The sequence below is a fragment of the Caulobacter sp. 17J65-9 genome (assembly GCF_010975005.1).
In the GTDB taxonomy this organism is placed as follows: Bacteria; Pseudomonadota; Alphaproteobacteria; order Caulobacterales; family Caulobacteraceae; genus 17J80-11.
Genome location: NZ_JAAIVC010000107.1, coordinates 1 through 13,330, shown reverse-complemented (window position 1 = coordinate 13,330; position 13,330 = coordinate 1). Strand labels below are relative to the sequence as shown.

Genomic DNA, 13,330 nt, shown 5'->3' with positions numbered 1-13,330 from the left:
CCCTCCACCATGCTGCGCATGGTCCCCCTCCCCCAACGGGGGAGGATCTAGGTCGTGATCGCCATTCTGATGGGCGTGCTGCCCGTCTTCGCCCTGATCGCGCTGGGCTATCTGCTGAAGCGCTCGGGCTTTCTGCCGCTGGAGCTGTGGGGCCCGATCGAGCGGCTGTCGATCCACGTGCTCTATCCCGGCTTCCTGATCCCGGCGATCTGGAAGGCCGACATGTCCGGCGGCTCGGCCGGCGCGGCGGCGTTGGCGGCGGTCACCGCCGTGATCATCATCGGCGTCGTGACCGTGTCGCTGCGCCCGCTGATGAAGATCGACGGCCCGGCCTTCACCTCGGTGTTCCAGGGCGCGATCCGCTGGAACTCGTTCGTCTTCCTGCCGGTGATCCAGGCGGTGTTCGGCCAGCCGGGCCTGGCCCTGTCGGCGGTGATCATCGGGGCGCTGATCCCGGTCGTGAACATCCTGTGCGTGCTGGTCATGGTGCGCTGGGGCGAGGGCCAGGCCGGCACCTCGCCCCGGGCCGTGGCCAGGGCCATGCTGCAGAACCCGATCCTGGTCGCCTGCCTGACCGGCCTGGCGCTCAACCTGACCGGCGTGCCGCCGATCCCGGGCGTGTTCGAGACCCTGGAGCTGCTGGGCGACGCCGCCCTGCCGCTGGGCCTGATCATCGCCGGCGCGGGCCTGTCCTTCAGCTACGCCGCCAAGCGGCCGTGGACGCTGGGCCTGACCTCGGCGTCGAAGGTGCTGCTGATGCCGCCCTTGATGTGGGGCCTTTGCCGGCTGTACGGCGGCGACGACCTGGCCCAGGGCGTGGCCCTGCTGTGCGGCGCGGCCCCTGGCGCGGCCGCCTCCTACGTCCTGGCCCGCCAGATGGGCGGCGACGCCCCGCTGATGGCCGGCATCGTGGCCCTGACCACGGTCACCAGCGCGCTGACCATCCCGCTGTTCCTGACCGCCTTCCACTTCGCCTGAGGCGGCCAGGACGCAGGCGGCCGGCCTAGGGCTTCACCTTCTCCGGGCTGGGTTCGCCGGTGGTGCTGCGCACCGTGCGGGTGTCCCACTCGTCCCCGCCCTTGCGAAGCTTGCTGATGTAGTCGAGCTCGCCCAACGCGCCCGTGTGCCCGGGCTGGAACTTCAGTGAGTCGCGATAGGCCGCCTCCGCCTCGTCCAGCCGCTTCATTTCGATCAGGCTGAAGCCCCGCGTACGCAGCAGCCGGGCCCGGTCGAGCGCCTCCATCCAGGTGTTCTCCACCAGCGCCCGGTCGAGCACCGCGAGGGCCTCGTCGTTTCGCCCGAGACGGCTCAAAGCCAGCGCCGCTTCGCTGACCAGGTTCGGATGCAGCGGCTCCAGCTTCATGCCCACGCTCAGCGCCTTGTCGGCGGCGGCGAAGTCCTCGATTTCGACGTAGAAGGAACCGACCGCGATGCTGGCCAGGGTGTAGGGCGTGGGCCGCCAGGCCACCTTGCGCTTACGGTCTTCGCCGACCAGCACGCGGTTGACGGTCGCCTGCGCGTCCAGACGCGACGACTCGCGCAGGACTATGGTTTCTCCACAGAGCTCGACGTAGTTGATCCTGTCCGGGGCGTGGCTCAGGACCTCTTCCAGCTCCTTGATGTGCGCCTTCATCGCCGGGAAGTCGCCCGTGTTGAAAGCCTCCATGCTTTCGCCCACGATCGTCACGTCCCGGTCGAAGACCGCGTCCTCCGCGGTGCAGGCGGCCACGCCCTCGCTGGCCGCCGCAGCCGCCGTCGCGATCGCCGTCGTCGCCAGCAGCGTCGCCGCAAACGCACTCAACCTCATAACGAACCCCCTCGCCTTCCATCCGCACGTTGCAGCAAGCGCGGCCGGACCGCCAGTCCCCGCCCCGCGTCGCATGCGGGTTCGCCCTGAGGGGTTTTCCGCAGCCGGTTCGGGGTTCTTCCGGATTTGGCGGCTCGCGCACCTTCCCTAGGCTGAGGCTCGGGTCTGGAGGATCCGGGATGAACCTGAGGCTGGCTTCGCTCCTGTTGCTGGCCGCGGCGCTGGCGTCGTGCCGCGACCCCAATTCAAACGGCCGCGACAAGGGCCCGTTCGGCGAGTTGACGGCGCGGGGAGAACGGGCGTTCTCGGCCGTGTCCGGGCGCGGCGGCGACTATTACGACGAGAGCGTCAGCCCCTACGAACGCGGCATCCGCGACGGCCTGCGCGACGCCGAGTTCAATCGCGACGAACGCAGCGCCGCCTATCGCCGCGGCTACGACGCGGGCCGACGCGAACTGCAGCGCGATCGGCAGGCCTACCAGGCCAACGACAGCTACTACGGCGACCAGTACGCCACGCGCGGTCCCGCCCGCACGCGGGCGCCGGCCGCCAACTACGCCTCGGACACCTACGGCTACGGCAACAACTACAGCTATGGCGACAGCCGTTCGGACTACGCCACCGGCTATTCCAGCCGCGACGACTACTATGCGAGCAACGGCTCGAGCACCGACTACCGGCGGGTGACGGCCGGGGCCAGCGTCGGGTCCCGCGGCGTGCCCAGCGGCGGCATGCGCGCCTGCGCCGACGAGGTGGAGCGCGTGTTCGGCCTGCGCCAGGGCTCGGCCCAGCCGGTCAGCGCCCGGCCGCGCGACAACGGCGGCTACGAGGTCGACGTCCGCGCCAACGGCCGCCACGCCGTCTGCCGGCTCAACGCCGACGGCCAGGTGAAGGGGGTGGACGAGCGCTAGCGCCCGCCACGGGCGACGCCCACGTGGCGTCGGTCGGTCTTGCCCCGAAAGATCCAGTACTTCCCGACGGTGTAGGCCGCGATCACCGGCAGAACCACGATCCCCGCATAGAAGAAGAACCGCAGCGACGCCTCCGGCGCGGCGGCGTCAGAGACAGTCACCGCGTAGGGGATCATGTAGGGCCAGAACATCAAGCCGAGCGTCAGGAAGGCGCTGACGAAGAACACCGCCGCCATGGCCATGGGCACGGCTTCGCGCCGCGCCCGCGCGCCGAGCAGCACGCCCAGCAGGGCCAGGACGCTGAGGATCGGGAACGCCGCGCCCCAGCCGCTCATCCGCCGTGCGCCCTGGGCTGCGTCGGGGTCCGCCGTCAGGCTCACCACGAAGGCCAGGCCGAGAACGACGAACACGCCCCCGACCAGCCAGGGGATCCGCGCGTACGACCACGCCTGCAGGGCGCCCTCGGTCTTGAGCACCATCCAGCAGGCGCCCAGCAGGGCGTAGCCCAGCACCAGCCCCAAGCCGGTGAGGACCGGGAAGCCGTGGAGCCAGCTGAAGGCCCCGCCGGCGAACTGCATGTCCTGGGTCGGCACGCCTCGCATCATCGCGCCCACCGCGGCGCCCTGGGCGAAGGCGACCAGGGTCGATCCGCCGGCGAAGCCGGCGTCCCAGAACCTGCGCATCCGCTGGCTGCGATAGCGGAACTCGAAGGCGACGCCGCGAAAGATCAGGCCGACCAGCATCAGCAGCACCGGCACGTAGAACGCGCCGAGCAGCACCGCATAGGCGGCCGGGAAGGCCGCGAACAGGCTGGCCCCGACCACGACCAGCCAGGTCTCGTTGCCGTCCCAGAACGGCGCGATGCTGCCCATCATCTCGGCGCGCCGGGCCTGGTCGCGGGTCGTGCCGAACAGGACCCCGACCCCGATGTCGAACCCGTCCAGGATCACGTAGGCGAGGATCGCCAGCGCGATCACCCCGGCCCAGAACAGGGCGAGCGTGCTCGGCTCCACCATCGTCATTCCCTTCCCTCGGTGCGGCTGCCCGTGGCGGTCGCGGCGGTGTCGGCGAAGGCCATCGGCCGGCTGGGCGTCGCGTTCGGGATCGGCTCGGCGGCCGCCTCCGGGCCGCGGCGCAGCAGCTTGTAGATGTAGAGGAAGCCGAAACCCGCCAGCACGGCGTAGACCAGCCCGTAGACCGTGAGCGAAAGCAGCACGTCGTTCGTGGTCAGCGACGGCGTCACCGCGTCCTTGGTGCGCAGCAGGCCGTACACCACCCAGGGCTGACGGCCGACCTCGGCGGTGTACCAGCCGCACAGCACGGCGATGAAGCCGGTCGGGAACGACAGGAAGGCGGGCCACAGGAACCAGCGCGAGGTCTCCAGCCGCCTGCGCCAACGCAGCAGGTTACCCAGCCACGACACCGCCAGCATGATCAGGCCCATGCCGACCATGATCCGAAAGCCCCAGAAGGGGATCACCACCGGCGGCCGGTCCTCGGGCGGGAAAGCCTCCAGCCCGATCTCCTTGGCGGTCCAGTTGCCGGAGGCGATGAAGCTGCCGAGCCTGGGCACCTCGATCGCGAACAGGTTCTTCTGCTGCGCCTCGTCCGGCCAGGCCATCAGCACCTCGGCGGCCGGTTGCTCGGTCTTCCAGCGCGCCTCGATCGCCGCGAACTTGGCCGGCTGGTGCTTGAGCACGTAGAGCCCGGTCTCGTGACCGAACAGGATCTGGATCGGCACCAGCACCGCCGCCAGGCCCAGCCCCCAGTGCAGCATCACCCGCGCCTCGGGCCGGTGCACGTCGCGCAGCACGTACCAGGCCCCGGTCGCCGTGACGCACATGGCCGTGGTCAGGAAGGCGGCGAGCAGCATGTGCGGCCAGCGCACCATCATCACCGGCCCCAGCACGATCTCGCGCCAGTCCGCCGGAACGATCTTGCCGTCGACGACCGTGTGGCCGACGGGGACCTGCATCCACGAGTTGTTGGCCAGGATCCAGAACGACGACAGCATGGTGCCGAGCGCGACCAGGCAGCAGCATATAAAGTAGACCGTCGGCGACACCCGGTGGCGGCCGAGCAGCATGACCCCGAAGCAGGTCGCCTCCAGCATGAAGGCGGTGAAGCTCTCGTAGCCCAGCAGCGGCCCCTGGATCGCGCCCACCCGCTCGGCCAGCACGCCCCAGTTGGTGCCGAACTGGAAGGCCATGACGATTCCGGTCACCACCCCCATGCCGAACGACACTGCGAAGATCCGCAGCCAGAAGTCGAACACCCGCCGGTAGATCTCATTCCCGGTCGCCAGCCGCAGGCCGTCCAGCACCGCCAGCCAGGCCGCCAGCCCCATGGTGAAGGCCGGGAAGATGATGTGGAAGCTGATCAGGAAGCCGAACTGGATGCGCGAAAGCGTGACAGGATCGAACTCCATCGTCGTTCCTTCCTCACGCCCCGCCCCGACCAACTCGCCAGCGGGGCCGGCCGATCCAGGCCCCTACTCCAGCCCCAGGATCACGACCTTTTCCGACGAGGGCTTGAGGGGCCAGAACACGTTGTTCAGCCCGGTCGTCACGGCGACGCGCTGGGGCCCGCCCGGCGTGGCGTAGGTGATCAGCCCGCCGGCCATGGGTCCGGGCAGCTTCTGCCTGAACAGCTTGCGACCGGTCTCGGCGTCGAGCGCGTAGAACCACCCGCCGATGTCGCCGAAGAACACCACCCCGCCCGCCGTGGGTGTCACGCCGGCGAGGACCGGGTAGTCGCTCTTTGCCCGCCACTTCCACACGCCGGTGTCGGCGTCCATCGCGTTGAGCCATCCGGCCCAGTGGCCGTCGCCGCGGATCTGCTTGTGGCCGCCGGTGGCGAAAGGATTGAGCGCGTTCTCGCCGAACCAGGGCTGCCCCTCCTTCACGTCGCGCAGCTGCTTTTCGCTCTGGACCTTCACCGTGGCGCACCAGTCGACCTGGCCCAGGAAGATCAGGTTGGTGCGCGGGTCGTAGGCCGGGCCGTTCCACTCCGCGCCGCCGGCCGTGCCGGGGCAGAAGCGAACGTCCTTGTCGGGCGCGAACCGCTCAGCGGTGTTCTGGATGGTGGTCGCCGCCACCCGGTAGAGCAGCCGGCCGTCGGCGCGGTCGAAGCCGTAGAGGAAGCCGTCCTTCGGCGCGACCGCCATCAGCCGCTTGCCGCCGCGCGTGGTGACCAGCGCCGGCGGATTGGAGGCGTCGTAGTCGTGCCAGTCCTCCGGCAACAGCTGGTGGTGGCGCTGGTAGGCCCCGGTCATGGCGTCGTGCACCACGATCGAGTTGGTGAACAGGTTGCCGCCCTGGCGGACCCCGGCGGCGAAGTCCGGGGCCGGATTGCCGACCGGCTGGTAGAGCTCGCCGGTGGCCGGATCCAGGCTCAGCGACGTCCAGCTGCCGCCGCCGCTGATCGGGAAGCCGTCGGGGGTTTTCCAGGTGGCGTTGATCTGCGGCGAAACGGCGATCGGCCCCAGCACCGGGTCGCCCGGCGCGCGCGGCACGTTGAAGTACTGCCACAGCACCTTGCCGGTCTTGCCGTCCAGCGCGAACAGCTTGCCCTTGCCGCCCTTGTAGTCGCCGCCGGCGTTGCCGACGAACACCTTGCCGTTCCAGGCGATCGGCGCGGACGGGATGTTCTCGCCGGTCTTCGGGGTGTCGACCAGCCTGGCCTCCCACAGCCGCTTTCCGGTGGCGAAGTCGTAGGCCAGCATGCGGCCGTCCTGGGTGCCACGGTACAGCACGCCGTCCATGTAGGCGGCGCCGCGGTTGGTCGGCAGCGGGGTCCCCGGATAGCGCTCGTTCGTGCGCCAGTTGACCTTGCAGGTGTTGGGGTCGAGCGAGAAGATCGACTTCTGGGTGGTGCCGATCAGCGCGCCGCGCACCATGATCAGGCCGCTTTCGGAGGCGCCCCACGCGCCGGTGTCGTAGGTGCACAGCACCTTCATCCGCCCGGCGTTGGCGGTGTTGATCTGGGTCAGCGGCGAGAACCGCTCGGACGTCAGGGTCTTGTTGTAGCTCCCCCACTCGTCGGACGTCGGCGCGGGCGTCGGCGGCGCGGCGGGCGTCACCGCCGTCGCGGCGGGCCGGTAGGCCGGGTTGGTTTCCGTGGTCAGCGTCCCCTTGGGGTCGGCGATGGAGTCCACGTAGGCGCGCCCCATGCCCGCAGCGCGCGCCGTCTGGACCGGGAAGATCTTGAAGGCCGCAAAGCCGGCGATCGCGCCGACGACGACAAGAACGCCGACGCTGATCAGGAGCTTTTTCATCGCGGCCCCCTACTTAGCCGCCTCGTCCAGGCCGAGGATCACGACCTTTTCCGAGCCGGACTTCACCGGCCAGAAGATGTTGTTGAACCCGGTCGCCACCGCCACGCGCTGGGCTCCGCCCGGCGTCGCATAGGTGATGACGCCGCCAGCCATCGGTCCCGGCATCTTCTTGCCGTACAGCTTGCGCCCGGTGTCGGCGTCGACGGCGTAGAAGTGCCCGCCGAGGTCGCCGAAGAACACCACCCCGCCGGCCGTAGGGGTCACGCCGGCGACGATCGGGTAGTCGGTCTTGACGCGCCACTTCCACACGCCGGTGTCGGCGTCGAAGCCGGTCAGCCACCCGGCCCAGTGGTCCTCGCCGCGGACCTGCTTGTGGCCGATCATGTTGAACGGATTGATGGCGTTGTCGCCCATCCACGGCTGGCCGATCGGCACCTTCCGCAGCTGCTTCTCGTCCTGCACCTTCACCGTGGCGCACCAGTCGTTCTCACCGAGAACGATCAGGTTGGTGCGCGGATCGTAGGCCGGGCTGTTCCACTCGGCGCCGCCGACCGAACCGGGGCAGAAGGACACGTCCTTGCCAGGCGCGAACCGCTCCTCGACGTTCCTGATGGTGGTCGCCGGCACCTTGTAGAGCAGCCGGTCGTCGGCCCGGTCGTAGCCGTAGAGGTAGCCGTCCTTCGGCGCCGCGGCCATCAGCTGCCTTCCGCCGCGCGTGGTGATCAGGGCTGGCGGATTGGAGGCGTCCCAGTCGTGCCAGTCCTCCGGCAGCATCTGGTAGTGCTTCTGGTAGGTCCCGGTCCGGGCGTCGTGCACCACGATCGAATTGGTGAACAGGTTCGAGCCCTGGCGGACGTCGATGGCGAAGTCCGGGGCCGGGTTGCCGACCGGCTGGTACAGACGCCCGGTCGCCGGATCCAGGCTGAGCGAGGTCCAGGTCCCCCCGCCGCTGATCGGGAAGCCCTCGGGGCTCTTCCAGTTGGCGTGGTTTTGCGCCGACCCGGCCACCGGACCCAGCACCAGGTCGTCGGGCGTACGCGGCACGTTGAAGTACTGCCAGAGGACCTTGCCGGTCTTGCCGTCCAGCGCGAACAGCTTGCCCTTGCCGCCCTTCACGTCGCCGCCGGCGTTGCCGATGAAGACCATGCCGTTCCAGGCGATCGGCGCGGCCGGGAGGGTCTCGCCCCGCTTGGCCGTGTTGACCAGGGGCGTCGCCCACAGCCGCTTGCCCGTGTTGAAGTCGTAGGCCAGCACCCGCCCGTCCTGGGTGCCGCGGTAGAGCACGCCGTCCATGTAGGCGGCCCCGCGGTTGGTCGGCAGCAGGTAGCCGGGATAGTTCTCGTGGGTGCGCCAGTTCACCTTGCAGGTGTTGGGGTCGAGCGAAAAGATGTCGTACTGGGTGGTGCCGATCAGCGCGCCCCGAACCATCAACAGGCCGCTCTCGAACGCCCCCCAGGAGCCGGTGTCGTAGGTGCACACCACCTTCAGCTTGCCGGCGTTGGTGTTGTTGATCTGGGTCAGCGGCGAGAACCGCTCGGTGGTGAGGGTCTTGTTGTAGCTCGGCCATTCGTCGGACGTCGGCGCAGGCGCCGGCGTTGCGGGCACAGCCGGGGCCGCAAACGCGACGGGCTTGTAGGCCGGGTTGGTCTCCGTGGTCAGCGTCCCCTGCGGATCGCCGATCGAGTCGACATAGGCCCGCGCCATGCCGCCCGCGCGCGACACCTGGGTGTCGAAGAACTTCATCGCCACGAAGCCGGACACGCCGAGGACGAGCACCACCACGCCGGCGGAAACGAGAAGTTTTTCGTGTTTCATGTCCGGCGCGCCTGCTGACCGCTGTGCGCCGGGACTCTCCTCCTCGACACGGGCGCGCGTCTCTAGGGCGTCCCCTGATAAGCCGGGGTATAAACCCTGACCCCGACCCGACGCCGGGACGCTCGAAGCCCGGCGCCCCCTAGACGCCCCGGCCCGACCCGGCCTATAGCCGGGCCTCGATGACACCGAACCGCGCCGTTTCCGACGACATCCGCGCCCGGCTGTTCCCGTTTCCTGCAAGGCATCTGACCACGGTCCTGGACCTGAAGCCGCCGCACGTCACGGCGCTGCTGGACCTGGCCGACGCCTTCGTGGAGCTGAACCGCCAGACCGCGAAGACCCTGGACCTGCTCAAGGGCCGGACCCTGGTCAACCTGTTCTTCGAGAACTCCACCCGCACCCAGAGCTCCTTCGAGCTGGCCGGCAAACGGCTGGGCGCGGACGTGGTCAACATGAACCCGCGCACCTCCTCGGTCGCCAAGGGCGAGACCCTGATCGACACGGCGGTGACGCTGAACGCCATGAAGCCCGACCTGCTGGTCGTGCGCCACGCCGGGTCAGGCGCGCCGGACCTGCTGGCCCGCAAGGTGTCGGGCAGCGTGGTCAACGCCGGCGACGGCCAGCACGAGCACCCGACCCAGGCCCTGCTGGACATGCTGTCCATGCGCCGGGCCTTCGGCGACGTGGGCAATCTGACCGTCGCCATCTGCGGCGACGTCGCCCACAGCCGCGTGGCCCGCTCCAACGTGGCCCTGCTGACCATGATGGGCGCGAACGTGCGCCTGGTCGGGCCGCCGACCCTGATGCCGCCCGCGGTCGACCGCTGGGGCGTCGAGGTCCACCACGACATGCGCAGGGGCATCGAGGGCGCCGACGTGGTCATGATGCTGCGCCTGCAGCTGGAGCGGATGGACGGGGCCTTCGTGCCGTCCATGCGCGAGTACTTCCGCTTCTGGGGCCTCGACCACGAGAAGCTCAAGCACGCCAAGCCGGGCGCCAAGGTCATGCACCCCGGCCCGATGAACCGCGGGGTCGAGATCGACTCCGACGTGGCCGACGATCCGGCCGTCAGCCTGATCCAGGACCAGGTCGAGATGGGCGTGGCCGTGCGCATGGCGGTGCTGGCCTCGCTGGCCGAGCGGCTCGAGCAGGAGGCCGGCCGATGAAGACGGCCTTTGTGAACGCCCGCCTGGTCGACCCGGCCTCGGGCTATGACGGCCCGGGCAGCGTGCTGGTGATCGGCGACGAGATCGTCCAGGTCGCCCATACCCCGACGATCGAGGGCCACACCGGCGACACCGTCCACTGCGGCGGCGCGGTGCTGGCGCCGGGCCTGATCGACCTGCGGGTCAAGACCGGCGAGCCCGGCCACGAGCCCAAGGAGACGCTGAAATCGGCCGCCAAGGCGGCGGCCGCCGGCGGGGTCTCCACCGTCGTGCTGCAGCCCGACACCGACCCGGCGCTGGACGAGCCGGCCATGGTCGACTTCGTCACCCGTCGGGCGCGGGCGCTGGGCCTGGTCAACATGCTGGTCGCCGGCGCCGCCACCCGCGGCCTGGAGGGCGGCCGCATCGCCGAACTGGGCCTGATGCAGGAGGCCGGCGCGGCCTACTTCACCGACGCCGACCGGGTCATCGTCAACACCAAGGTGTTCCGCCGCATCCTGACCTACGCCAAAGGCTTCGACGCCCTGGTCGCCCACCGCCCGATGGACCCGTGGCTGGCCGACGGCGCGGTCGCCACCGCCAGCCAGCTGTCCGGCTGGAACGGCCTGCCGGCCGCCCCGGCCGTGGCCGAGCGCATCATGCTGGAACGCGACCTCGCCTTGGCCGAGAGCGTCGGCGCGCGCCTGCTGGTCGACCAGATCTCCACCGCCGACGCGCTGGACAGCCTAAAGCGGGCCAAGGCGCGCGGGGTGAAGGCCTTCGCCTCCTGCTCGATCAACCACCTGTCGTTCAACGAGGTGGACCTGGGCGACTACCGCACCTTCTTCCGGCTGGACCCGCCGCTGCGCCCCGAAGAGGACCGCCAGGCCCTGATCGAGGCGGTGCGCGACGGCCTGATCGACGTGATCGTCTCCGCGCACGCCCCGGCCCCGGCCGAGGACAAGCGCCGCCCGTTCAGCGAGGCCGCCCCCGGCGCCATCGGCGTCGAGACCCTGCTGCCGGCCCTGATGAGCCTGCACCACGAGGCGGGCCTGAGCCTGCTGGAAGTGCTGCGCCCGGTGACCAGCGCCCCGGCCAGCCTGCTGGGCCTCAAGTCGGGCCGCCTGGCCGAAGGCGCCCCGGCCGACCTGGTGCTGTTCGACCCGGCCGCCCCGGTCGTGATCGACGCCGCCAAGCTGCAGTCGAAGTCGAAGAACTCCCCGTTCGACGGCCGCCGCCTGCAAGGCAAGGTCATGCGCACGGTCGTCGGCGGCCGCACGGTGTTCGGGGGCTAGCCCCTTCTCCCTCCCCTTTATGGGGAGGGACAGGCCGCGACAGCGGCCAGGGTGGGGGAGTCTCGACCGTTCCCCACCCGGCCCCTTCGGGGCCACCCTCCCCATAAAGGGGAGGGAGAAAGCAGACAGCCCCCGCCGAACCGCGCTATGCGAAGCTGAGCCGTTCGCGCGGGGGTGCCAATGCCCGTTTATCCAATCTGGTTTGCGAGCTTCTTCGTGCTCAGCATGTTCAACGCCGTGCTGAGCTGGCGCGTTTACAGCCGCTGGCGGCGGGTCCGGCACAAGGGCACGGGCGCCTTGCCGCTCAACCACGCGCTCCTGAACGCGATCGAGAACAATCAGCAGACCCTCAGCAGCAACGAGGGCCTGTTTTCGCGCGATCCGCGCCGAAGCTGGATCGTCCTGCGCCTGCTCCTCAGCGGCGAGCATCACGCGTTGAACGACGCGGTGCTGACCCGGCGGATCCACACCCTGCGGCTAACGACGGTCCTGGTGTTCGCCCTCTTCTTCGCGCCGTTCGCCCTTCCACACCTGCAAGCGGGCTGAGCTCCATGTCGCTGTTGTTCTTTGCGATCGTCGGCGTGCTCGTCGCGCACGCCGTGGTGGGCCTCACCATGTACCAGCGCTGGCGCAAGGTGCGCTTCCTCAACGCCGAGGGCCTGACGATCAATCGCTCGCTGCTGCGCGCGGTCGAGAACAACCAGGAATCGCTGGGCGCCCGGATGGGCTGGCCGAACCGCGACAACCAGGTGGCCTGGAACATCTTCCGCCTGACCTGGACGGGCGAGCACCGCATCCACAAGGACGCCGAGCTGACCCGGCTGGTCCACGTCATGCGGGTCCTGAGCCTGCTGGCCCTGCCCGCCTGGCTCGCCGTCATTCTGGGAATCGTGGGGAGCTAGGCGTAGCCGGGCGGGCCGCCGCTCACCGCCCCTGCTTGCTCTCGAACCGCGCGCCGTTCTTGCTGGAGACGCTCGTGGGGCCTTGGCGGGCATAGGTCGGGATCATGCGGCGGATGTCGGCGTAGACCTTCGACGCGCGCTTCGGCCGGACCGTCAGGCAAAGGTCCCACTCCCCTTCGCGCCCCCAGCGCACGCCCTGCGCCCGCGTCACGTCGCGGCTGCGCCCGACGTAGGCACGCACCTCGCGGGCGACCTCGGCGTTGATCCCGGAGGCGTAGCTGCCGAAGGAGACCTCCACGTCGCACGGCGCGGAGAAACGCTGGTCGCGGCCGAGCCACTCGATCCGGTCGACGGGCGCCGAACCGGCGGCCAGAGCCAGGACCAGCGCCAGAGAAGCTGGATTAATCTCAGGTTCCCAGCCCACAGCGCCGGGCGACACCGGTGCAGACGAGCGCGGCGACCGCGCCCAGGCCGCCGTACGGCAGCGGATCGCCCGAGCCCGATCCCCACACGACGAGCGGCAAGGCGGTCACCGCGAATCCGGCGACCAACGCCGCCGCATACAAGGCCCAGCCCTGCATCCGGCGGCTCGCCGCCCCGACAAGCAAACCGGCGAGAAGCGCCGGCACGCCTCCGACCAGGTAGCCGAACACCACCAGCCCCACCAAAAGAAACGGCGTCGTCATCAGCTCCGCGATGTCGCCCGGACTCCCGTGGACAGCCCCGATCGAGCCGGCGGCGGCGACAAACAGGAAGGTCCCGATCAGCGGCCCCATCAGAAGGAACAGGACCCCGAACTGGACGGCCCCGCCCATCTGGAAACCCTGCCGCGCGCCGGGCTGGGCGACGCCCGTCTCGCTCGCCTCGCTCACACCCGGCTCCGGAAGCTGAACCGGCGCGCGACGGCGGTGCAGATCACCGCGGCGATCGCCCCGTCGATGGCCAGCAGCAGGATCTGGCCGGCGTAGTCGCCCAGGCCCGCGGGAACGGCGGCCAACGCCCCGGCGAGGGCCGCGATCAGGTAGACGACCGGGCTCTTGCGGTTGGCCCCGAACGCGCCCACCGCCAGGCCGGCCAGCGCCGCGGGCGCGGTGCCGGCCGCATAGGCCTCGGGCGCCCAGATGAACACGTCGGCGGCCAGGGCGCGCAGGGCGTCGGCCGCGTCGTCCAGCGTGGGGC

Annotated in this window: 14 protein-coding genes; 6 read left to right on the top strand and 8 right to left on the bottom strand. The window is 70.1% G+C overall.

Translation table 11 applies throughout. The annotated features are described in order from the left end of the window. Positions 1-54 precede the first annotated feature (54 nt). Positions 55-978 carry an AEC family transporter gene (locus G3573_RS14750; protein ID WP_163262001.1) on the top strand — a complete coding sequence of 308 codons (924 nt, stop codon included), beginning with the start codon at positions 55-57 and terminating at the stop codon, positions 976-978. Between the two features lie 25 nt (positions 979-1,003). Here the strand turns inward: G3573_RS14750 and G3573_RS14745 are convergent, their stop codons facing one another. Then, positions 1,004-1,807: a hypothetical protein gene (locus tag G3573_RS14745; RefSeq protein WP_163262000.1), complete on the bottom strand. Its 804-nt coding sequence runs from the start codon at positions 1,805-1,807 to the stop codon at positions 1,004-1,006. A 179-nt stretch (positions 1,808-1,986) separates the two neighbouring features. Between G3573_RS14745 and G3573_RS14740 the strand changes: the two genes are divergently transcribed. Then, a complete protein-coding gene (locus G3573_RS14740; RefSeq protein WP_163261999.1) occupies positions 1,987-2,718 on the top strand; it encodes a hypothetical protein in 732 nt (243 codons plus the stop codon). Here G3573_RS14740 and cydB read toward each other — a convergent pair. The 4 genes from cydB to G3573_RS14720 all read right to left on the bottom strand — a co-directional run bounded on the left by cydB (position 2,715) and on the right by G3573_RS14720 (position 8,809). Beyond that, entirely contained in the window at positions 2,715-3,740 is a 1,026-nt protein-coding gene (cydB, locus tag G3573_RS14735) for a cytochrome d ubiquinol oxidase subunit II (protein ID WP_205598269.1), read from the bottom strand. The genes G3573_RS14740 and cydB overlap by 4 nt on opposite strands. Further along, positions 3,737-5,146, bottom strand: coding sequence for a cytochrome ubiquinol oxidase subunit I (locus G3573_RS14730; protein WP_163261998.1), 1,410 nt, complete (start codon positions 5,144-5,146; stop codon positions 3,737-3,739). Before G3573_RS14730 ends, cydB begins: the two co-directional genes overlap by 4 nt. Before the next feature lie 63 nt (positions 5,147-5,209). Further along, positions 5,210-6,994, bottom strand: a complete 1,785-nt coding sequence (locus G3573_RS14725; RefSeq protein WP_163261997.1) for a PQQ-binding-like beta-propeller repeat protein — start codon at positions 6,992-6,994, stop codon at positions 5,210-5,212. A gap of 9 nt (positions 6,995-7,003) precedes the next feature. Further along, a complete protein-coding gene (locus G3573_RS14720) occupies positions 7,004-8,809 on the bottom strand; it encodes a PQQ-binding-like beta-propeller repeat protein (protein WP_163261996.1) in 1,806 nt (601 codons plus the stop codon). A gap of 179 nt (positions 8,810-8,988) precedes the next feature. Between G3573_RS14720 and G3573_RS14715 the strand changes: the two genes are divergently transcribed. From G3573_RS14715 to G3573_RS14700, 4 genes are all read left to right on the top strand, one after another. After that, positions 8,989-9,975, top strand: a complete 987-nt coding sequence (locus tag G3573_RS14715; protein ID WP_163261995.1) for an aspartate carbamoyltransferase catalytic subunit — start codon at positions 8,989-8,991, stop codon at positions 9,973-9,975. Further along, positions 9,972-11,249, top strand: a complete 1,278-nt coding sequence (pyrC, locus tag G3573_RS14710) for a dihydroorotase (protein WP_163261994.1) — start codon at positions 9,972-9,974, stop codon at positions 11,247-11,249. The genes G3573_RS14715 and pyrC overlap by 4 nt, the downstream gene beginning before the upstream one ends. A gap of 216 nt (positions 11,250-11,465) precedes the next feature. Beyond that, positions 11,466-11,795: a hypothetical protein gene (locus G3573_RS14705; protein ID WP_163261993.1), complete on the top strand. Its 330-nt coding sequence runs from the start codon at positions 11,466-11,468 to the stop codon at positions 11,793-11,795. A gap of 5 nt (positions 11,796-11,800) precedes the next feature. Beyond that, the gene (locus G3573_RS14700) at positions 11,801-12,151 is read left to right on the top strand and encodes a hypothetical protein (protein ID WP_163261992.1); all 351 of its coding nucleotides are present in this window, start codon (positions 11,801-11,803) and stop codon (positions 12,149-12,151) included. Between the two features lie 22 nt (positions 12,152-12,173). On the opposite strand, the gene G3573_RS14695 is transcribed toward G3573_RS14700, so the two are convergent. The 3 genes from G3573_RS14695 to G3573_RS14685 all read right to left on the bottom strand — a co-directional run. Next, entirely contained in the window at positions 12,174-12,575 is a 402-nt protein-coding gene (locus tag G3573_RS14695) for a hypothetical protein (protein ID WP_163261991.1), read from the bottom strand. Next, the gene (locus G3573_RS14690; protein WP_163261990.1) at positions 12,559-13,023 is read right to left on the bottom strand and encodes a hypothetical protein; all 465 of its coding nucleotides are present in this window, start codon (positions 13,021-13,023) and stop codon (positions 12,559-12,561) included. Before G3573_RS14690 ends, G3573_RS14695 begins: the two co-directional genes overlap by 17 nt. Beyond that, positions 13,020-13,330: hypothetical protein (locus G3573_RS14685; RefSeq protein WP_205598268.1), on the bottom strand; the 311-nt coding region annotated here is incomplete at its 5' end. The genes G3573_RS14690 and G3573_RS14685, both read right to left, overlap by 4 nt.